The following is a 20,067-nucleotide window of genomic DNA, read 5'->3' as shown; positions in this document are numbered from 1 at the left end:
CGCGATCGATCCGGGTCATCTGGGTGCTGGAGGAGATGGGTCTCCCTACCGCGTGCGGCAGGTTGACATGCTGGCCGTCGAGCAGGACCCCGCGTTTCTGGCGGTTAATCCTGCAGACTACATCCCAGCAATCGAGGACGGCGACGTCGTCATGGTCGAGTCGATCGCCATCATGGAGCATCTGATGCGGCGCTATGGGCCGACGCCGCTGGCACCACCGCCGCACGATCCGAGCTTCGCCGCCGACCGGCAGTTTCTGCACTTGGGTGAAGCCGGCCTGGCGACCCTCATGATGCCCGTCGTCGTCAGCCGTTTCCCCGCGCCCGAGACCGAGAGGAAAGCTGGGGTGCGGCTTGGTGTCTGCAATCGTTCAAGAAGCGGCTGAAGCTGGTTAGCCAACGGCTTGCCAGCTCACTCTATCTCGCCGGCGATGCATTCACCGCTGCCGACATCTCAGTAACCTACGCCCTGAGTCTCGGTCAAAGGAGCTGTGGCATCACCCTCGGCGACGCTGAACAGGCCTACCTCTACCAAGCCACGGCGCGCGACGCCTACCAGCGCGCCATAAGGCGTTCGGACGGAAGAACGGGCCGATAGCGAACCAGCAGTCCTGCGGCGACGAAGACCCACATTCGGCCGGTCAAATCGCCTTTGCGATCGGTGCAAGCGGACGCTCATTCATGTTGGTCCTACGCGGCCGCCAAGCCCCTTCAGTCAAATCGCGTCACACGAACCAACTAAATAAGGCAGCTAGCTGCTTCCGCGGCTTGACTGGGTGATGTGCGGGGCTGACGTAATTCGAATGACCGATCCAAGGGCCGCGACGCTGTCTCTGCTCGCGCGCCGCAGACCGGACGCGACGATCTGCCCGAGCGAGGTGGCGCGCGCTATCGCGCTGGACTGGCACGACGCGATGCCAGTGGTGCACGCCGCGATCGACGGGCTGGTCCGCGACGGGCTGGTACGGCTGAGTTGGAAGGGACGACCTCTGTCAACGCGATCAGGACCGTACAGGATCGGCCGTCTCGGCGATGATTGAAGCCAGGCCACCAATCCGGCATCCGTCGTCACTGCGCTATCGCGCGGTGACGGCAGGGAAGAAGCGTACCTAACCGCGACGATGTCGCAGGTGATTACGACCCTGTTGCCGACGTTCGGAAGTGCTATGTCGTTTCTCTGAACCGAACGCCTGTTCATCTCGGTCCTACGGCTAGTTTCGGGCGCTCCAATGTGCCGGCTGAATGGCACGGAGTGGCGCTAACAGTCCGGCTGCTTTCAGGTAGCGTCTCGACCGAACCGGACGATGTTGCATCCGTATGGGACACAAACGTAATTGCGCCCTCATCAGACAAAGCAGGGCGCAAGCGGGATCACAGCTCGTCGACAGAGCCCCGCCAGCAGCTAGAAAGCGCAGGACCTCGGGCCATCCGTCCGCGCGGGTTTGGTCTCGCGCTAGTGAGCGTGTCGCCTGCCTCAGCGCATTTCGTAGCGGATCGGCAGCGTCTTACGACCCGACACGAAATTGGCGATTGAGTTTAAGGGTTCGCCGGCCAGAGTTACCGATATGAGGCGCGGTAAAAGCTCGGCGAACAGAAGCCGGAGCTCCAGCCGCGCCAAGTGCAGACCGAGGCACATGTGGACGCCGTTGCCAAAGGCGACCTGCTGGTTGGGGCTGCGGTCGGCCTTGAACTGGAAGGGATCGGCAAAAGCGCGCTCGTCGCGGTTACCGGATGCGTAAAACAGGCACAGGCCATCGCCGGCGCGGATGGTCTTGCCGCCGAACTCGGTGTCCTCGGTTGCCGTGCGCATGAAATGCTTCACCGGCGTCACCCAGCGGATCATCTCCTCGACGGCGCAGCCCAGCAACGACGGGTCGGCCTGCAGCTTGGCCGTCTCGGCAGGATTGCGAATGAGCTGTTCAAAGCCGCCGGCAGCGGTGGAACTCGTGGTATCATGGCCGGCAGTAGCGATGATGATGTAATAACTCATCGCCTCAAGTTCACCGATCGGCGCGCCGTCGATCATGCCGTTGGCGATGATCGTCGACAGGTCGTCGCGTGGATTTGCGCGGCGATCGGCGGTGATGGCGCCGAAATAGGCGAAATACTCCTGCACCAGCTGGAACAGGTCGACCTGGGTATTCACGATGCCGCCGGCACCCTGGGTCAGCAGTTTCGAACGCGCCACCACGTCGGGGTCCTGCGCTCCAAACATTTCCTGCGTCATCCGCAGCATCACTGCTTCGTCAGACTCAGGTACGCCGAGGATCCGCATGATAACCCGCAGTGGATAAAACAGCGCAACCTCGTTCACGAAATCGCAGGCACCACCCAGCGCTGCCATGCGGTCGACATGGTCCCGCGCGACCGCGGTGATCATCGGTTCAAGCTTGCGAAGATTGGCCGGCAGGAACCAGTCATGGGTCAGCCGGCGCAATTTCATGTGCTGGGGGTCATCGAGATCGACCAGGGTGCGCAGCAGATGCGTGTCGCCGACCGTGTCCAGTGTCCATTTTTCGACGTCGGCGGGAGCGAGATAAGTGCGCTTCGAGTTGATGAACCGGCTGTTGGCCTTGCTGACAGTCGTGATGTCGGCATGGCGGGTGATGGCCCAGAACGGGCGATACCCGGTCGGTTCGCACCAGTGGACGGGGTCCTCATTACGCAGTCGCGTATAGATCTCGTGGACGCTGTCGTCGGCGGTCGCCGCCGGGTTGACCAGAATATTGTCGTCGCTCAGGCGATCGAAACCCGGGAAGGGCATCACGGGATCGGCGAAGGCGGTGGCCATTGTGACTTCCTCAGGTTGACGATTTCGACCGTCGCCCGATCGCTTCTCGCGCCATGCCGGCGCCGGACGTGGCGATATGGGATATTGGTGCCGGCGGCTTTCCCGACGCGTCTAGATGGGCCAGACTAACTCCCGTCGCGCGCAGCTGTCGCGGTAGAAGCTCAGGATATTGGCGTCTGAGACGCGATCGCCATCGGTCTCAATGCGAGCATGGTGCAGGATCAGCGCTGCGGAAAGCGTTGCCCACGCCGCGTCGAGTTCTCCGATCATCAACCCGGTGCCGACCTCAGGCGCGCTGTCACCAAGCAGTTCCTGCATCGCGCGGATATCGGCAACGCGCCAAGCCGCTGCTTTCTCTGCCTCCTGGGCGCCAAGTATCGCTAGCAATCCGGCGACCAGCAGCGTCGAACCGGCAAAGGCATCATGCTCGGCAGCCGCTTCACCTGCGCCCATGCCGACAAGTCCTGCCCCGGTCAGAATGGCTTTCAAATCGCTCATGAGAACGGCTCCAGCTGTGCCGCGATGATCGCGTCCTGGCGCACCGCAGTGTACCAGCCCGACACGCCAAGCACCGGATCGGTGTGACCGCCTTCGACGAATGCCTTGAACGCCGAAGTCCAGATGGCGCGCCCCTTCACTGAATTGAACAGCGACCACCAGCGCATCGCTTGCGGATCGACGGTCAGTCCGCTGGTACGTTCCCACGACGTGAGCGCGTTTGCGCGGTCGGTCATGCCGCAAACCTTGCCGGCTTCGAAGTGATCCCAGATTGGATTGAGTGCCCAGCCAAGATCCTCGAGCGGATCGCCGAGGTGCGCCATTTCCCAGTCGAATATCGCGAGCATGCCACCGTGCCCGTCATGCATGACATTACCCGAGCGATAGTCGCCGTGGACAATCGCAATTTTCTGGGCCGGTGGCGGTGGGCAAGCGCGCAGTCGCCGGATTGCGGCGCGCACGACGGGCATCGGGCGCTGCTCGTCTTCGTCGAGCACATTTTCCCAATAATCGAGCGCTACTTGCCACGCCGCTTCGGGTGCGGGCGCCGGCAGGTGCGCCGCGATCGGCGTGCCGGTGGGATCAAACGCTGCAAGCCCTCCCAACGCGGCGAAAAACACGCCACCCAAGGCCTCGCCATGCTCCCCGAACGGTGCTTGCGCAAAAGGGGACGCGACTTCCCCGCCCTCGATCCGCTCCATGATGAAGAACGGTCGTTCGAGTTCAGCGCCGTCACGCTCAAGTGCCACCGCGCGAGGGACCGGCACGACCCCCCAGGCACTCTGGTATGCGCAGAACTCCGTCTCGGTCTCGGTATCGATCAGGCCGCCGCCAGGGTCGCGCCGCAGGATCAGCCGGTGAAAGGCTCCGTCGGCAGTCGCATCGAAGCGATAGGTTTCACGGCTCGCGCCGCCCGGAATGCGGGCGAGCGCAGCGACCGCTACGGGCACTCCCCAGATGCGCGACAGATAGGCCGAGACCTGCTCCGCCTCGAGCGGTGTCCCAGTCATGCCGGATCAAGCAGACCGGTGAAGCCCGACGGTGCATGGGCACCGATCGCAAGCTGTTCGAGCACCCCCTTGCCGCGGCGCACCGTGCCGTCGGGAGCGGTCATCGTCACGCCGACCGAGGCTTGAATATGCAGATGGTGTGGCAACATCGGATTGAGTTCGTTGACGGCAAAGTCCTCGCGCTCGACGCTCAATTGTTCGCCGTGACTGACGCCGTGCCCCCAACGCGGATGACCGTACCCCAGCCCGATCATCATAAATCTGTGCCCGATATCGAACTCCACCGTCGTATCGCCGTGCTCGTCGGTCAGTGTCAGTGCTGCGGTTTTGGCATAGCGTGTGCCGGGCTGCCACTCGACCGTAAATGCAGCGTCATCGTAATGATGTTCGTCGGCGATGCCGCCGCCTTCCGGGCGCCAGGCAGCCCGGCGGTTCCAGAAGCGACCATGGTCATCATCGTTGGTGTGGAAATACAGGTCGCCACCCTCCATCGCACACGGGCTCCACAGCCAGAAAAACTGTGGGTTGATCGCCGGGCTCGGGGGTTGCGCATCCGGGGCACCGATCGGGCGAACGCCCCAAGACCGGTCGCGCGTGCCAAGCCAGCCGGTCACGTCGGTATGCTCACCATCGACCTCAACCCAGCCCTCGTAGCGGCCATTTTGCGTTAACCGCGTCACGTCCATCAGCACGCGCGGCCCGTTGCGCCGCGTGAATCGGGGCTCCTCCAGCGGGAAGGCCCGGCCGGTGAAAACGAGTTCGGCACGCAGTTTATCTTCGGGGGAGTCGACGCTGATCTTGAGCGTCTTAAGCGGCTCGACGACCTCGATCACGATCGGGCCAACCTGGGTGTCCATTCGCTCCATACCAAGCCCGCGACTGGTGTGAAGATTGACCTGTCGGCCATTCTTCAACCAGCAAAAGCTCGCATCCATCACATTGATATGCGGGTAAACTCCGAACGCGACGGCAAAAAAGCCGTCGACGCCGACGGCAGGCGCGTAGCCGTTGAAATAATAACGATCGTAGAAATTCCGGTCAGTGCCGGCATAGGCGATCGGGTCCGCGGTCTGGTGGATCGGATAGTCATCGCCCCTGGTCAAAACCATCGCCGACTGCTCCCTCGACGGGTGGTCTTGCGCCACCGCCTGTGCATGCGGTTGGACCCGGGCAAGGCAACATGTCAACAATGACAGTAACAGGAGAAGCGGTTCGGGGGCCTGCCAGCCGAGCCCCGATCGAACCCTAGTCGGTGTGCGTCGTCAGAATATTTCGGACAATTGCGAGCTGAGATTTGCGTAGTACTGGTCTCGTCTAGGGCTGCGCTTTGGGCAGCAAGCTTGCGGTGAAGCAAGCGCCGACGACCTATGGTGTTTGGCTTGATGCGGGCGCGTTCGGCAGTGATGGCGGGGCGGCGGCCGAAGTAGGGTCTGCTGGCGTCACGTTGTCGATGCTCTCTTGGTACCGGTGGTGGTTGTAGTGCGCGACGAACACGTCGATCTGCCCTTCGAAGTCGCCTGGAAGGACGTAGTTTTCGCAAGGTGCGGTTCTTGAGGGTCTGGTGCCAGCGCTCGATCTCGGCCTGGTCTGGGGATGACACGGCGCACCGCGGACGTGGGCCTGGTCGCAGCCTGAGGTCGAGCACAGTTGTAGACGCACCGCCCCGCCGTCGGGGGGTCCACCACCAACGCCTGCGTGTTGCTAATAGGATCGTGTGAAGGTGGCGTGAAGGCGTTTATCCAAGGACCCATGCGATCACTTCGCCACAGGCCGCGCCTTCGAAACGATGTCATGGATCGTCTCGACCACCGCGCCGATGCGGTCCTCGCCTTCGGGCGGCTGCGAGTTCGTCTGGACGGTGATCAGGATGTTCTCCTCGGCATACCACACGTAGAGCGTACGGTAGCCAAGCGTCATACCTTCGTAGAACCAATGCGCGGGCGGAGAGCCGTGCAGCGCTTGGCCGAGCCCGAGCGCGAAGCCGCCCGGATCGGCGGGCGTGACGTGGCCGATCGGCTTGCCGGTCTTCGTCGAGACCAGCTCCATCCATTCCTTCTGCTGCTTGGGCGGCACCACCTTCCCTTGGAAGACCGCGCGGGTCCAGCGGTCGACGTTGCTGGCGGTGGCGATCGCGCCGCCCGCGGCCTGCGCCCAGCTGAGGTTCAGCGTGCGCACGTCGCGGCTGACCAGCCGCTGGTTCCAGCTGACCTTGCAACCGGGCTGGAAGTCGGTGCAAGCCGGGTTGGCGAAGTAGCCGTGCGCGAGCCGGGCCATCACCGAGGTCGGATAAGGCCCCTCCTCGTAATACGTCGCCCCCAGCCCATGCCGCTCGATCACCAGCTTGTGTACGAGATCGCGAAACGGCGTCTTGGCCGCGCGTGTGGCGATCATGCTCGCCAGGACATAGCCGGTGTTCGAGTAGCCGTAGCCGACCGGTGCCGGAAGATTGTTGGTCGGGGCAGGATAAGCTAGCCCGACGAGGTCCTCGGCGCTCAGCGTGCGGTTGGGCTGTTCGATCCAGATCCGCGACATCGCCTGCGTCTCCGAATAGTTCGGGATGCCGCTGGTCATGTTGAGCAGGCTGCGGATCGTGGCGTTCTTCCACGCCGGGTATTCGGGGAGCCACTTGCCCACCGTATCGTCGAGCGACAGCCTGCCTGCGGCCTCGAGCTTCAGTATCACCGCCGCGGTGAACGACTTGGTCGTGCTGCCCATCTGGAACAGCGTGGTATCGGTGATCGGCGCATCACCCGGATCGCGGCCCACCTTCCCCGCGAACGCTTGGACCACCGGTCCGTCGTCCCCGAAGCTGACGTAAGCGGATATCCCGGTCGCTTTCTCGATCGGACCGCGCTCGGCGAGCCAGTGCGCAAGCGCCGCCTCGACCTGCTCCTTCGGATCGGGCTGGGCCAGCGCGGGTGCCGAGAATGCAAGCAGTGCACAAACCACAACGGCGAAGGCTCTCACAGGCGATCCTCTCGATGGTTTATTGTCATCTGTGGTAGCAACCAGCCGCTCTTATGCAAGGAGGCAGGACAAGCGATCGGATGGCTATGGTTCCCATGGGAAATCATGAACGCAAGAATTGACGGCTTCAACGCGACCGACAGCGTCGGGCTTAAAACGCCTCCGCGACGGCGACGAGCGCCTCGTCGACGGCGGCGCTGGCTTGGCCATCGGTGCCGTCGGGCATGTCGTTGGCGAGCGCTGAAAAGATCAGAATGCGCCCGCTTTTGCTAGTGAGATAGCCTGACAACGCCCGCGCCGCGTTCAGCGAACCGGTCTTGGCGAACAGCTTGCTGTTCAGGATGGTGCCCTTGAAGCGGCCGCGCAGCGTCCCATCCTCGCCGGCGATTGGCAGCGTCTTACGCCAAGCCTCACCCCAGGGCTGCCGGGCGATCCATACAAGCAGGCTGGCAGCCGTGCGCGGCGTGATACGGTTGTAAGACGACATGCCGGAACCGTCGGCAAGGGTGTAGCTCTCGGCAGCGATGCCAGCTTGCGCCATCATTTTCCGCACCGCCGCCCGGCCGTCGGCGACCGAGCCACTACCCGCTTGCCGTGCGATGCGGCGCAGCAGTAATTCGGCATGGAGGTTTTGGCTCTGCTTGTTTGTGACCGACATGTCGGCCGCCAGCGACGGAGCCGGCAGCTCCATCAGCATGTCTGGCAGCGGTGGTCGCGCCGGCGGTGCCCCGCTGCGAACGGCGGGATCATCGGATGGGCCCAGTAGCCGATGCCCTGTGCCGACATCGCCGGTCACACGGACGCCGCGATCGCGCAGCAGATCGCGCATCCGCCAGGCGGCATAATAAGCCGGGTCATCGATGCTGAAATACAAGGTGACAGCCTTGGACTGAGCCCCGATGGTGCCGGCAAGTCTGACAAGGTTGTTGTTGGGCGCGCGTTCCGCTGTGATGGTGTTCGACGCGCCTGCCACCGTGACGATGCGGTTGTCGATCCTGTAATAGGCAGACGCCGCGATCCCGGGCGTCGCACCGAATGAGCCGGGTGTGACCATCATCGCCATTTCATTGTCGTCGAGCGTCAGGGCAGAAATCCCGGTGCCGTAGCGGGACTGGATATTGTTCCAGCTCATCCCCTGGCCCCAGGGCTCGGTTGGGAACCAGCTATCGTCCCCGATGACGTCGCCGACCTGTCGCGTTTTTGCAGCGACCGCATCGGCGAGCGTCTGCAGGCAGTTGGTGGTGCACCCCGGCCGGCTGGACAGCGATGCGTCACCGCGGCCGTAGAGGACGACATCGGGCGGATTGTGCTCCAGGGCCAGCCGCACCCCGGTTCCCATCGCTGCCTGCTGCAGGGCAACCAGGTCGGCATAGGCGGTGGCGGTCGTGAACATCTTGGTGTTGGAGGCGGGGATGAAGCGCTCGTCGGGAGCGATCGCCAGCAGTTCCGTGCCATCCAACGTGGAGACGACGAGCCCATAGCGTGTACCCGCCGGCCCTTTGGCCAGCATTGCCTCGATGTCCGTCTGCAACGGCAACCCTGCGGCCGGCGCAGCCGGTAGCGCAAACGCAACAATGAGGGCGGCCAGATGCATCCGCCAAGCTGGAACACGGGGTCGCGCCACTTAAAAAGCGCGCTTCGACGAAGTCGGATCATATTTTCGGCAATGGCCGGCAAAGTTCCCCATGCTGCCGTTGACGGTAATCGATCCGGTCAGCCTGTCGATCCGCAGATCGGGTTTGGACATGATGCCGACGGCGATCTTGGCGGTAATGAGATTGTCGCTCTCGTTTAAGTTCTTGAGGTCGAACCAGCCATCCTTGCCATGGCTTAGGGCCGGCAGGAACACGCGCGGCAGGAAGGCGCGCCCGGCGCCTTCGGTAATCTCGATCTTCAATTCGCCGCTGAAGCTCTTCGACGTGTCGACTAAGGTGCGGGAGTCTCTGGTCCTGCCGTTGTGGTTGCGCGTTTCGGTACGGACATAGTCGCTGTCGCTGGCGACGCCGCTGCCCCGGCAGACAAGATGCAACGTATCAGCCAAAGCCGGCGACGCATCGACAAAAGCCAGTACCAGCAGGAGCTTCAGGCTTCGCATTGATGACCCCCGGTTGAACGCGTGAACGTCGGTAACAGGCTATGCTGCTCAGGCAGTTGCCACACGCCGTAGGCCAGGCGCGCAATCTCGAATGCTTCGATCAAAACCAAAAGGACAAACGCATCATGCCGGCGTGCGTCAGGTAGTGGTTTCCGACCTCAGGCATGTACTCCACACGAAAATCCATAGTCTTGCCAAACAGTTCGGCGCCGATAGATAACCTGCCCAGCGTCGCCGGGGTCACCGTACGGACCTGAAATGTCGGCGCCGAATCCGGCAGGGAAGCATAGCGCGCCGCCGCCGCCCAATCGTTACCGAGAAATGCCACCGCGGCGCTGGCAAAGGGCCGCAGCACCTTGTCGTCCGAGATAGTGACCCGCCCGCCAGCCTCGATCCCCACCGCGCCGCCCGGCGCAACCTGGCCGCGCGACAGCACGGCAAGATTGAAGGGCGAGGGACCGCTTTCCGAATAACTGCCGCTGCGCTCATAGACCAGATGCACGTCGGCAAAGGGCTTGACGAACGCGCACGCGCCCACGGGCTGCTCATAGGCCGCATTGCCGTGCACGCCGACATGCCAGGCGCGCGGCGAGGCGATTGCCGTCGCACTGGTAGTCGCGACCGCAATCGTGCGCGTGCTGGAATACCAGCCATAACCGGCGTCGAGCGCCCCGGACAATTGCCACGGCCCGGCACGATACCGCGCATGGGCGCCCACCAGCGCACTATCCCCGTCGATCCGGAAATCGCTGCCGTCGCCATTGAAACGGCTGTGCTCATAGGCCAGCGACCCGCCGATCGACCAGTCATCGCCGACACGGAACTGCCGCCCGGCCTGCAGCGAGTAGGAGCGAACTGCATATCCCGCCGCGTCGGCGGTGCTGTCCTGCGCCGTCGTGCTGCCCAGCGCCCGGGCCCATGCGCAGTCTTCCGCCACCGCGTGCGACGCCGCGCAACCGCTTGCCATGTTGCCGACAAAGCTTTGGCTGGTGGCGAACCGGAACGCCGCGATGGCCCCCAGCGGCGCCGCCGAAAGGCTGGTCAGCGCCCGCGCATAGCCGGCCGCGTCGCTGACCTTGCCCATGGCGCCGAAACCCGCCCCGAAGCTGGCGCCGCCGTCGAACAGGGCCTGCAGATTGTCCGCCACCACCTGCCGGTTGCGCCCGAGGCCGGCGGCACCTTCGCTGAAAAAGGCCTTTGGCGTGATCTGCAAGCTGTTGCCGACGACCGTCACCGGCAGGTCGTAAAGCGCAAGGCGCGGGGCGGCAACCATGTCCGGTGCGAGCGTCAACCCTTGCGCCGCGGTCAGCACGGTGACGGTGCGATTGCCGAAATTGGTCGGCTGCACGATGATGGTCCCGGCGATATCGGCACGCCCGCTGATGGCCAGCAGGTCGGACTTGCCGCCCGCCAGGTCGGCGGCGATGACCAGCCGGCCGCCCGCGCCCTGGACGAAATCGCCGGTGAGAACCGTCGTCGCGCTCCGTCCCGCGCCGCCGACCTCGAGCGTTCCCAGATTATTGAACCGCCCGCCGACGCCCAGGCTGATCAGGTCGCGCGCATCGAAAACGCCGCCCGCCTGGTTATTGACGATGCCGGCGCCGGCCCCGTTCAGGAACGAACCGATGATACTGCCGGTGTTGTTGAGCGTCGTCGGTCCGCCGATCGAATTGACGGCGATCGCCGCAGCCGTGCCGTCGATGCCCGCGATCAGCCCGGCGTTGTTGATGAGATTGGTCGTGCCGCCGGCAACAAAGATCGCTCCGCCCATTATCGGCTGCAGCGGCCCCGCGACGTTCGACAGCCCGCCAGTCACCGCGCTTGCCGCATCGATGTCGATCACCGAGGTGCCGCTCGTCGAACCGGCATTCTGCACCATGATTCCCGGCGAACGTACGCCCGTGGCGGTGATGGTCGTGCCAACCAGCTTGACCGTCACTGTCCCCCCTGGCGCGCCGCTGCCGCCGGCCGTTCCAAACCAGACCGCGTCCTGGAAGCCCAGTAAGCCGCCACCGCCGCTGACCGACTGCGCGAAGACGGCCGGCGCAAAGCTGCCCGTGGTGCTCAGCCTCGAACCTGTGAGGTGGACCGTGACATTTGCGCCCGACCCTGTGCCCGCCACGATGATGCCGCTGTCGTCGACCCCGTCCCTGCCGTTGCCGACATTGGCTAGGTCACCCGCCAGCCCGCCCCCGCCGCCGATCGATTGCGCCAAGATGCCATAGGCCCCGTCGCCGGTCGTCGAGATGCTGGCGCCGGCGGTCAGGCTAATGCCAACGGTGCCACCATTGCCGTTGCCGGTGTTCGCAGCGGCATCGTTGTCCAGCAATTGCCCGCCGAATTCAGCGCCGCCGCCGCCGCCGATCGATTGTGCCACGACGCCGTGGGCGGTGCGTCCCGTCGTGGTGATGCTGCCTGCGACGTCGACCACCACCGCGCCGGCGTTACCTAGGGGATTGCCGCTCCCGCCGAACGACAGTGTCAGGCCGTGGACATCGCCGGCGCGGCCCTGCGGATTTCTGGCGATCAAGGCAGGATCGAACGTCATGTCGGTGGTCATCGTCCGCACCAGCCCGCCGCCGCCGCCGATCGACTGCGCAAAAATGCCGATGCCGTGCTTGCCGCCGGTGCTGATGACGCCGGCGTCCTCGATAGTAACCGCGCCGCCGCTGCCTTGCGCCCCGCCACTGCCGCCGACGCTGACCGACAGGCTTTTGAGCGATCCCGCCACCGTCCCCGCCAGTCCCGCCGAACCACCGCCACCGCCGACCGACTGCGCCACGATGCCAAAGCCCAGCACCCCGGCCGTCTTGACCAGCGACCCACTCGCATTGCTCACGTTCACGACGCCGCCGTCACCGCCAGCGCCGCCCGATCCGCCGACGCCAATGGCTGCCTGGTTGCGGCCATCGTCCGCCGACTTGTCGGTAGAGCTGGCAGCGCCACCTTTGCCGCCGCCGCCGCCGACACTTTGCGCGAACACGCCGTCGGATTGCGCCCCGAAGGTGGAGATCTGCCCGGTGTTGGTCACCTGCACGGCGCCCCCAGTTCCCGCCGCGCCGCCCTTGCCGCCCACCGACACGCCGACGTCGAGATTGTCCGCCGCACCTACATTGAACGGCCCGCCCGCCAGCTGCTTGGCGATCGCCTCCAGCTCCGCCGCCGACTTCAATATCTCGTTGCCGATGCCGGCGATCTTGAAGATTCCGTCCACTGGCTGGGTGACATTGCCGCCCAGATTGAACCCGCCGGCCAGTGTGTTGAACAGCGCATTGGCCTGGTTCGTGGGATTGATCCCGCCCGAGGTCGCGCCGCCCTTGCCGCCCTTGCCGCCACCGCCGCCGACACTTTGTGCGAACAGCCCGACCGCGTCCGCACCGCGCGTGACGATGCCGCCGCTATTGGTCGCGGTGACGAGGCCGCCATCGCCGCCGGCACCGCCTGATCCGCCCACGCCGACACTGATCGACAGGGTCGGGCCGTTCGCCGTACCCACGCCGCCGCCGCCGGCGCCACCGCCGCCACCAACGCTTTGCGCGAAAATCGCATCGGCGCCGTCACCGCCTGTGGCGATGCCCCCGCTGCTGTCCGCGGTCGCAGCACCGCCATTGCCACCCTTGCCGCCACCGCCGCCCACCGCGATCGCTAGGCTGAACCCCGCCTTGGCCTTGCCTGCCGTCGCGGTCGCGTCGCCGCCGCCACCGATGCCGCCGCCGCCACCGACGCTTTGCGCCACCAAGCCATAGGCATCGGTCCCCAAGGTCAGCAGCAAATTGCTGTTGGTCGCCTTCGCCTGGCCGCCGATACCGCCGTCGCCGCCGGTGCCGCCCACAGCGACCGCCACCGAAATCTTGACCGCGCCGCTATTACCGCCCGAATACGACGCTGCCGTGCTGTCCCCGCCCGTGCCGCCACCGCCACCTATCGACTGCGCCATCATCGCATGCGAACCGTCGCCCGCCGTCGACACGATGCCGCTGTTGGTAATCGACGCCGTCCCGCCGAGGTTGCCCGAGCCCCCCGAGCCCCCCATCGCGACCGAGATCGAGACCGCCGGAATGCGCTTGTCGGGCGAAATCGATATCGCCCGCGCCACCGCCGCGCCGCCACTGCCACCGCCGCCGCCGATTGACTGCGCCTTCAACCCATAGGCATCCGGCCCGAACGTCGTCACCTCGCCCGAATTGATGATCGTCGCATTGCCCGCGACGCCGCCGCTGCCGCCGCGCCCGCCAACGGCAATCGCCACGGCCGGCACCGCCAGCGTGAGGCTGAACGACGTTGCCGAACCGCCCTTGCCACCACCGCCGCCGATCGACTGCGCTTCGATCCCCGCCGCATGGTCTCCGTAAGTACCGACCAGCGCCGCACTGTTGACCACCACATCGTGCGCGATGCCGCCGCTGCCCGCATCGCCGCCGATGGTCATCACGAACCCGGTACCCGTCGAGGTCGCGCTGCCGCCGGCGCCGCCGGCGCCGCCGATGCTCTGCGCCAGGACGCCGCCATCGCCCAGCACGTCGAGCGAGCCATAGATGCTGTGGGCACCGAGGTTCAGCGTCACCGCATTGCCGTCCCCGCCCAGCCCGCCATTGCCGCCGATCGCGACGCTATACCCAAGGGCGATATCGGTGGCATCGCCGCCGACCCCCCCGCCGCCACCGATGCTCTGCACGATCAGCGCGCTGCTCGATGCCCCATGCGCGACCAGGATGCCGTTGACGATATTGGCGCTGACCACGCCACCGTTGCCGCCCGCCGCCCCCGCACCGCCTTGGGTATTGAAACTCGCCTGCCCGCCGCTGCCACCGCCGCCGCCAACGCTTTGCACTAGCGCCGCGTTGGTCGAAACGCCGTGCGTGGTGATGCGGCCGGCCTGGGTTGCGCTACCCACCGTCAGCGACGCGCTGCCGCCCGCGCCGGCGTAGCCCCCACCGCCCGAACTCCCGGTCAAGGCGTTGGCATTACCGCCCGCGCCGCCGGCGCCGCCGTTGGCATTGACGAACACCGCCGCGACCGGCGCGGGGGGCGTGGGGCCGACAACAGCGACCATCCCGCTGACATCCACCACCCCGAGCACCGTCGCGGTGGCGGTGCCGCCGGCACCGCCATTGCCGCCACTACCGGCCGTCGCCCCGGTGGCATAGCCGTCGGAACCACCCACGCCACCCGCCCCGCCGAGGGCCGAGGCGACGATGCCGCCGCCGGTCGCGCCCTGGGCGGCCGAAATCGTGATACTGCCACCGCCAAGCAAGACAGCCGTGCTGCCACCGTTACCGCCCGCACCGCCATTACCGCCCTGGTTATCGTTGGCGCTGCCGACATAGCCGCCAGTGCCGCCAGTGCCGCCATCGGCACTGGCAAAAAGACCGCCGTATCCAGCCTTGAGCGCGCCGCTGTTCCAGCTGGCCGTGACGTTGCCGCCCGCACCGCCGCCGCCGCCACCGCCGCCAAAGATGCTGCTCAGCTTGTCGCTGGTGTCGACACCGCCGCCATCGGCGCCCTTGCCGCCGTTCCCCAGCACCAGCACGCCCTGGCCGAAAGCCGTCAGATTGCCGTTGCCGGCAACGACAATCGTTCCGCCCGCGCCGCCGGTTCCCCCGCCGCCGCCGGTCTTGTCAAAGCCCCAGCTACCGTCGGTCGTTCCACCGCCGCCGCCATCGCCCCCGCGCGCTTCGATGTCCATGCCATAGTCTGGCGAGACATTTGCCGCGTCGGGGACGATCATGCCGCTGAAGGTAACATCCACCCGCCCCGATGCGCCGCCGGCGCCGCCCGCACCACCATGGACATCGGCTCCGATCGCCTCGCCGGACTGACCGCCGCCGCCGCCCTTGCCGCCCGCGGTCAACACCCGCAGGCCGAAGGTTTGAAGACCCTCCGATGACACCGAGGCGCCGCTTATGGTGACATCGCTGGCAGTGTTGGCGATCGCCCCGCCCGGCTGGCCGGCGAAGCCCGGACCGCCGTCGACATCCAAGCCATCTTCGTTGTCGACACCACCGCAGCCCATGGTGCCGCCGTTGACGAGGTCATACGGAACGCCCGCGCCAAAGCTCTGGTTGGCATAGTGGCTAGTCAGCGTCGGCGGCGGTGCCGGATTTGCGGTCCCAATACATTGCGCGCTCGCGGCCGCCGGAACCGATAGCTGCGCCAGCGCCCAGCCGCCCAGTGCCAACATATACCCGCGCTGCGATCCGCGACGCTGTTTCATGACGCTTCCCCCAAGTGCCTCAGCGTATCGCGAGACTGGCGACCAGCCCGTTCACCATCCGGGTGATGTCGCCGAACATCACGAAGTCGGCGCGGTTGACGACGACGAACACCGCCACGTCGCGCCTGGGCGCCATCACCATGTAGCTCATGAAGCCCAGCCCACCGCCGCTCTTGGCCAGCAGCATCGGGTTGATCCCGTCGCCCGCCACCATGACCCAGCCCATGCCGAGCCCCGCCATCGGCCCCGCCTCATCGAAACCGATCGCCGCCTTCAGGGCCTGGCGCTGGCGATACACCGCGTGGCCGACATCCAGCGCGCCGTCGCTATTGGCGAGTTCGTGCACCAGCCAGCGCCCCATGTCGCTGCCGGTGCTGTACAGCCCGCCGCTGCCGCCCGTCGCCCGGGTGTCCCCGCACGGGAAGGTCCCGCCAAGGCCCGATCCGGTCATCAGCCGCGCGCATTGCTCGGCGGTCGGTGTCAGCACCGTGTCGGCCATGCCGAGCGGCCCGGTCACATATTGCCTCAGCAGGGCGGGATAGAGCTTGCCGGTCGCAGTCTCGACGGCATCCGCCAGCAGGTCGAAACCGACGTTGGAATAGGAGGCGATGCTCCCCGGCACCCACGGCAGCTTATACCCCGGCAGCCACTTCCAGCGGTCGAGCCGCGTCGGCCAGGCGCGCGGGTTGGCCCCCTCGGGCATGCCGTCCAGTTCGCGGGGCATGGCAGCCGTGTGCGTCGCCAGATCGAGCAGGGTAACTTGGCGGCCACCCGATGCCGGCACCTTCATATTGCCGCTGTATTTCTGCAGCGGGTCGCTAAGGCTCAGCCTGCCCTCGGCCGCCAGCGCCGCCGCAACTTCGCCGAGGAACAGTTTGGTGATCGAGTTGAGCCTTAATAGCGTCTTGTCATCCGGCTGCTTGCCATTGCCTTTTTCGGTCTCACCATAACCGAGCACGGTGCTCTGCCCGTTGCGCACGATCGTCAGCACCATGCCGGGGGCGCCCGATTCCATGAACATCACATCGCCGGATAGCGCAGCGGCTTCGATGACAGGATCGGACGCCTCCGCGCCGTAGGATGTTACCGGCGCCGTCAATATTAACATCGCCAATGTTAGGAAATCCGAACGCCAAGTCATGATCCACCCCCCAAATTGAGCGATCACGGACGCATATTATTAGCCGTTTGTAAATAATCTATCTGACGACCTCGGAATTGTGGTTGTTTATTGGTGATCGTTTCTGACACCTCGCTGACCCCTTCATCACCTCACCGGACATCTCTACGCCGCTGGTCTGCAAGCTGCCGGTCATCGCGATCCTAGGGACAGGACCCATTGATCCGAGGAGTCATCGTTCTTCTATGCCTTTACGTGGGGGCGAACATACTCCGGTGACATGAGCCGTACCTCGTGTCCCAGAGTGGCAAACATGCGGTTAAGATGATGCGCGCCACAACAGGCTTCCATCCCGATCACGCAGGGCGGCAGCTTCGCCACATGTCGATCAACGTCTGGCGTCGCAGCGATCGACGCATGACAACCGTACCGCGCTCATAAACCCCAACCATGCTGCAAGAGTTCTTGCCCAGGTCAACTCCAAGGATCGCGAAAGACATAGGTCAGCTCCTTCCTCTCCAATCCGGCATCATATCCGATGCCGGGGAAAAGGGCGGGCCATCCCATAATGTCCGGTGTTAGGCCGTCGCCGAGGTAGCTTCAGCGTCCACTTCTGGGTCGTCGCTGTTGGCGAGTGGTCGAGGACGGGCCACTCCTTTCGTTCCCTCGGCGATCGTGATCGGCTTCCCAAACCCCGATGCAAAACGCCCTGCTACTACCAGTGATCAGCGGAAAGAATCGCTTTCAGGATATTTTCCGAACGCCGTTGGCCATAGCCGTGATTGTAGGCGCTCGAGGTAACTGCAACGACCATATTGCGGCTTGGAACGACGTATATCTTGTTACCGCCGTTGCCCGAGGCGAAAGACACCGCGACGGGCTTGCCATCGATCTGCTGGACCTTGGAATACCAGAAATAGCCGTATCCGTCCGCATAGGTGTCGCTGTCGGAGATCGCCACCTTCGGGGCGAGCGCATCGCGCAACCAAGCTGCGCTGACGACCCGGCGTCCGCGATACAGGCCGTCGCCGCGCACCAACTCGCCGATCGCCGCGAGATCGCGCGCGGTGAGGTATAGGTTGCCCTGACCCTTGGTATAACCCGCGCGATCCGGTGCCCAGCGCCAGCGATCGATCCCCAGCGGCTCGAACAGCGACGATCGCGCGAAGTCGGCCATCGTTCGACCCGTCGCTTTCGCAACCACTACCCCGGCGGTGTAGGCAGTCACCGAATTGTAGCGATAGCGCGATCCCGGAGGATCGGCGCGCGGGACGGCGAGGAGGAACGCCAGCGGATCGGCTGCCGCGTCGAGGTTATCCTCGTTGCCCGGCGATGCGGGGTCCGCGTCGAAAGCGGCCAGCCCGGACCGCATCGTCAACACATCCCTGATGGCGACATCACCGATCGCGGTGCCGTTAGCGTCGGGCCAGTAGGTCGACACAGTGTCGCCGACCCCATGTATCTTGCCCTGGTCGATCGCTATTCCTACCAGCAGAGAGGTCACGCTTTTCCCGGCCGACCGAATGTCATGAAGGGCGTCCGCCGTCTCGCCGTTGAAATAGCGTTCCGCGACGACCTGGCCGTCGCGAAGGACGACGACGCCGCGCAGATCGGGATGCTCGTCGTGATCGAAGGTCGCAAGAACTTGAACAAGGGCAAGATCGATCTTCGGCACTGGAGCCGCAGCGCATAATGCGACAGTCCCGATCGCGATGCTGACTGCTTTAAGTGATATCACTAGCTGGGTTCCTTAGGGAATGCAGCCGGTTCCTGACGCGCGCTGGCGTCCGCGTCTTGCATCCGCGCAACATTCCGAGCTTTTCGCCATTTCGCAGGCGTTGTGTCGAGACGCGACCGGAAGGTTCGGTTCAGATGCGCCTGATCGACAAAACCTGCCGATTGCGCGACGTCGACAAGCGACGCTACCCCCTTTCCCAGCATTGCCGCCGCTCGCTCCAATCTATGACCGCGCAAATATTCGCCGGGCGAGCAGCCAAGAAAAAGTCGAAACACGCGGGCGAGATGAACCGGATGGACCCCGGCGTCTGCGGCAACCATGGCGACTGACATGTCGGGATCGTCGCTGGTCGCGATCATCTCGACAGCGCGGTTGAGCCAGCCGGGCGGCTGTTGTGCCCCCCGCGCCTCGTCTGACGACAGCGGCAGCACAATGCCACGAAGCTGCAGTGCGCAGGCTTCCAGCCTGAAGGGTGCCTCATCGAGCGCGTGCGCGATGCCGTGGGCAAGCCGGTGCGCATAGGGATCGCGCAGACAGAGTGCAGTGGCTTCGGATCCGGTCCCACCCGATACCGCGAGGAAGCGGCCCCAGCCACGATGAAACCGATCCTGATGGGTGGTACCGGGCGGATTATAGATCAAGACCGGTGTATCGGACACCAGCGGCGCGCCGACGGCCGACGACATGTAACCACCGGCGAGCACCAGGACAAAATGCGCTTCATCGTGGCTATGTCGCTGAACCTCGTCCTCGGGGGCATTGGCGTTCAGCAGGTGGAAGCTGAAGCCCCCGGCCTGCCTGCCCTCTGGGCCACTACCCCAAAAGTCCTTCCTTGCGCGCCGGACTACCATCGGGGTTATTTGCACCGGCTGCGATCAACGCGCCATTTATAAGGGTCCTTCGGGCGAGTGGCGGCTAGCGGCGTCTCTGCTCAGAGCCGCCCGACCAATCCCGCCTCGATCGAATTCCAAGAACGAGCAGAGTCAGAATCGCGAAACCCGCGCTAGGCCGATATGAATGAGCGACCGAAGTTCGGGAGCTGAAATCGAATCCCTAACGGCGACTTGTGGGTCCGTGCCACCGCGGAGCTGCCGGTCGGCTGTCACCCCAAAGACGTCGTTCAGGAGCTGCGCCAAGTGTCCGACAAGCAGTCTTTCCTGTTCGGCGGCAGTGCGACACAGGCCGCAAACTGATGGCAACCATGGTCCAATCTCCGTATCTCCGTATCTCGCGACGGAATTACCGGCGGCCTGCGTTCAATGATGACCTGGCGGTTGAGAAAGGCCGTCAGGCAGTTATTCGAGGAGAGTATCATGAGAGTAATCCTGCTTGCCGCGATTGCCGCAGGAGCGGCCTTTACGGCGGTCACGCCCGCCGAGGCACGAGACGGCTGCGGCGTCGGCGGCCACCGGGGTCCAGCCGGCTATTGCCGGCCCAATCGCGGCGGTGCGGTGGTCGTCGCCCCCGTCGTGCGGGTCGGCGTATTCTATCCCGGCCGCGGCTATTGGGATGGCCGCCGCTACTGGGGGCATCGCGAACGTTGGCATGGCGGTTGGCGCTACCGCTAGTCTTTGCCGCCGGCAGGGCTGCACGATGGTGTCCCTGCCGGCTCCATCCTCGTAACATAGAGGTGCT

At 65.0% G+C, this 20,067-nt stretch carries 15 protein-coding genes and 1 pseudogene; 4 read left to right on the top strand and 12 right to left on the bottom strand.

Annotated features, from left to right (window positions below):
• The first annotated feature begins 67 nt into the window (after positions 1 to 67).
• The 3 genes from KX816_09825 to KX816_09815 all read left to right on the top strand — a co-directional run bounded on the left by KX816_09825 (position 68) and on the right by KX816_09815 (position 1,039).
• Positions 68 to 385 carry a glutathione S-transferase family protein gene (locus KX816_09825; GenBank protein ID QXQ08230.1) on the top strand — a complete coding sequence of 106 codons (318 nt, stop codon included), beginning with the start codon at positions 68 to 70 and terminating at the stop codon, positions 383 to 385.
• Positions 361 to 597, top strand: coding sequence for a glutathione S-transferase C-terminal domain-containing protein (locus KX816_09820; GenBank protein ID QXQ08497.1), 237 nt, complete (start codon positions 361 to 363; stop codon positions 595 to 597). Before KX816_09825 ends, KX816_09820 begins: the two co-directional genes overlap by 25 nt.
• Before the next feature lie 205 nt (positions 598 to 802).
• Complete coding sequence (locus KX816_09815; protein ID QXQ08229.1) at positions 803 to 1,039, top strand: DUF3253 domain-containing protein; 237 nt, start codon at positions 803 to 805, stop codon at positions 1,037 to 1,039.
• Between the two features lie 434 nt (positions 1,040 to 1,473).
• On the opposite strand, the gene KX816_09810 is transcribed toward KX816_09815, so the two are convergent.
• The 12 genes and pseudogenes from KX816_09810 to KX816_09755 all read right to left on the bottom strand — a co-directional run bounded on the left by KX816_09810 (position 1,474) and on the right by KX816_09755 (position 19,283).
• Positions 1,474 to 2,763, bottom strand: a complete 1,290-nt coding sequence (locus tag KX816_09810) for a cytochrome P450 (protein ID QXQ08496.1) — start codon at positions 2,761 to 2,763, stop codon at positions 1,474 to 1,476.
• 138 nt (positions 2,764 to 2,901) lie between these two features.
• Positions 2,902 to 3,288 carry a hypothetical protein gene (locus tag KX816_09805; GenBank protein QXQ08228.1) on the bottom strand — a complete coding sequence of 129 codons (387 nt, stop codon included), beginning with the start codon at positions 3,286 to 3,288 and terminating at the stop codon, positions 2,902 to 2,904.
• Positions 3,285 to 4,298, bottom strand: a complete 1,014-nt coding sequence (locus KX816_09800; protein QXQ08227.1) for a phosphotransferase family protein — start codon at positions 4,296 to 4,298, stop codon at positions 3,285 to 3,287. The genes KX816_09805 and KX816_09800 overlap by 4 nt, the downstream gene beginning before the upstream one ends.
• On the bottom strand, positions 4,295 to 5,407 hold the full coding sequence (locus tag KX816_09795; protein QXQ08226.1) for a hypothetical protein: 1,113 nt from the start codon (positions 5,405 to 5,407) through the stop codon (positions 4,295 to 4,297). Before KX816_09795 ends, KX816_09800 begins: the two co-directional genes overlap by 4 nt.
• Positions 5,408 to 5,628: 221 nt before the next feature.
• A pseudogene (locus KX816_09790) lies at positions 5,629 to 5,918 on the bottom strand (integrase core domain-containing protein).
• Between the two features lie 135 nt (positions 5,919 to 6,053).
• Positions 6,054 to 7,265: a beta-lactamase family protein gene (locus KX816_09785; GenBank protein QXQ08225.1), complete on the bottom strand. Its 1,212-nt coding sequence runs from the start codon at positions 7,263 to 7,265 to the stop codon at positions 6,054 to 6,056.
• Between the two features lie 151 nt (positions 7,266 to 7,416).
• Positions 7,417 to 8,859, bottom strand: a complete 1,443-nt coding sequence (gene dacB / locus KX816_09780) for a D-alanyl-D-alanine carboxypeptidase/D-alanyl-D-alanine-endopeptidase (protein QXQ08224.1) — start codon at positions 8,857 to 8,859, stop codon at positions 7,417 to 7,419.
• Between the two features lie 30 nt (positions 8,860 to 8,889).
• Positions 8,890 to 9,360 (bottom strand): hypothetical protein, encoded by a 471-nt coding sequence (locus KX816_09775; protein ID QXQ08223.1) that lies wholly within the window; start codon positions 9,358 to 9,360, stop codon positions 8,890 to 8,892.
• Between the two features lie 100 nt (positions 9,361 to 9,460).
• The gene (locus KX816_09770; protein ID QXQ08222.1) at positions 9,461 to 15,574 is read right to left on the bottom strand and encodes a hypothetical protein; all 6,114 of its coding nucleotides are present in this window, start codon (positions 15,572 to 15,574) and stop codon (positions 9,461 to 9,463) included.
• 19 nt (positions 15,575 to 15,593) lie between these two features.
• Positions 15,594 to 16,682, bottom strand: coding sequence for a D-alanyl-D-alanine-carboxypeptidase/endopeptidase AmpH (ampH, locus tag KX816_09765; GenBank protein ID QXQ08221.1), 1,089 nt, complete (start codon positions 16,680 to 16,682; stop codon positions 15,594 to 15,596).
• Between the two features lie 727 nt (positions 16,683 to 17,409).
• Positions 17,410 to 18,369: a beta-lactamase family protein gene (locus KX816_09760; protein ID QXQ08220.1), complete on the bottom strand. Its 960-nt coding sequence runs from the start codon at positions 18,367 to 18,369 to the stop codon at positions 17,410 to 17,412.
• Between the two features lie 62 nt (positions 18,370 to 18,431).
• The gene (locus tag KX816_09755) at positions 18,432 to 19,283 is read right to left on the bottom strand and encodes a helix-turn-helix transcriptional regulator (protein QXQ08219.1); all 852 of its coding nucleotides are present in this window, start codon (positions 19,281 to 19,283) and stop codon (positions 18,432 to 18,434) included.
• A 462-nt stretch (positions 19,284 to 19,745) separates the two neighbouring features.
• Between KX816_09755 and KX816_09750 the strand changes: the two genes are divergently transcribed.
• Positions 19,746 to 20,000 (top strand): hypothetical protein, encoded by a 255-nt coding sequence (locus tag KX816_09750; protein ID QXQ08218.1) that lies wholly within the window; start codon positions 19,746 to 19,748, stop codon positions 19,998 to 20,000.
• The last annotated feature ends 67 nt before the right edge of the window (positions 20,001 to 20,067 follow it).

The organism is Sphingosinicellaceae bacterium (genome assembly GCA_019285715.1).
Classification (GTDB): Bacteria; Pseudomonadota; Alphaproteobacteria; order Sphingomonadales; family Sphingomonadaceae; genus Glacieibacterium.
The sequence above is the reverse complement of the archived record's forward strand: the minus strand, read 5'-3'. Positions and strand labels throughout refer to the sequence as shown.

What these genes read in the sequence shown, in the direction of transcription:
- KX816_09825 (QXQ08230.1), top strand. Translation starts at nt 68, where the DNA reads ATGCTGGCCGTCGAGCAGGACCCCGCGTTTCTGGCGGTTAATCCTGCA.
- KX816_09815 (QXQ08229.1), top strand. Translation starts at nt 803, where the DNA reads ATGACCGATCCAAGGGCCGCGACGCTGTCTCTGCTCGCGCGCCGCAGA.
- KX816_09810 (QXQ08496.1), bottom strand. Translation starts at nt 2,763, where the DNA reads ATGCCCTTCCCGGGTTTCGATCGCCTGAGCGACGACAATATTCTGGTC.
- KX816_09805 (QXQ08228.1), bottom strand. Translation starts at nt 3,288, where the DNA reads ATGAGCGATTTGAAAGCCATTCTGACCGGGGCAGGACTTGTCGGCATG.
- KX816_09800 (QXQ08227.1), bottom strand. Translation starts at nt 4,298, where the DNA reads ATGACTGGGACACCGCTCGAGGCGGAGCAGGTCTCGGCCTATCTGTCG.
- KX816_09795 (QXQ08226.1), bottom strand. Translation starts at nt 5,407, where the DNA reads ATGGTTTTGACCAGGGGCGATGACTATCCGATCCACCAGACCGCGGAC.
- dacB (QXQ08224.1), bottom strand. Translation starts at nt 8,859, where the DNA reads ATGCATCTGGCCGCCCTCATTGTTGCGTTTGCGCTACCGGCTGCGCCG.
- KX816_09775 (QXQ08223.1), bottom strand. Translation starts at nt 9,360, where the DNA reads ATGCGAAGCCTGAAGCTCCTGCTGGTACTGGCTTTTGTCGATGCGTCG.
- KX816_09770 (QXQ08222.1), bottom strand. Translation starts at nt 15,574, where the DNA reads ATGAAACAGCGTCGCGGATCGCAGCGCGGGTATATGTTGGCACTGGGC.
- ampH (QXQ08221.1), bottom strand. Translation starts at nt 16,682, where the DNA reads ATGTTAATATTGACGGCGCCGGTAACATCCTACGGCGCGGAGGCGTCC.
- KX816_09755 (QXQ08219.1), bottom strand. Translation starts at nt 19,283, where the DNA reads ATGGTAGTCCGGCGCGCAAGGAAGGACTTTTGGGGTAGTGGCCCAGAG.
- KX816_09750 (QXQ08218.1), top strand. Translation starts at nt 19,746, where the DNA reads ATGAGAGTAATCCTGCTTGCCGCGATTGCCGCAGGAGCGGCCTTTACG.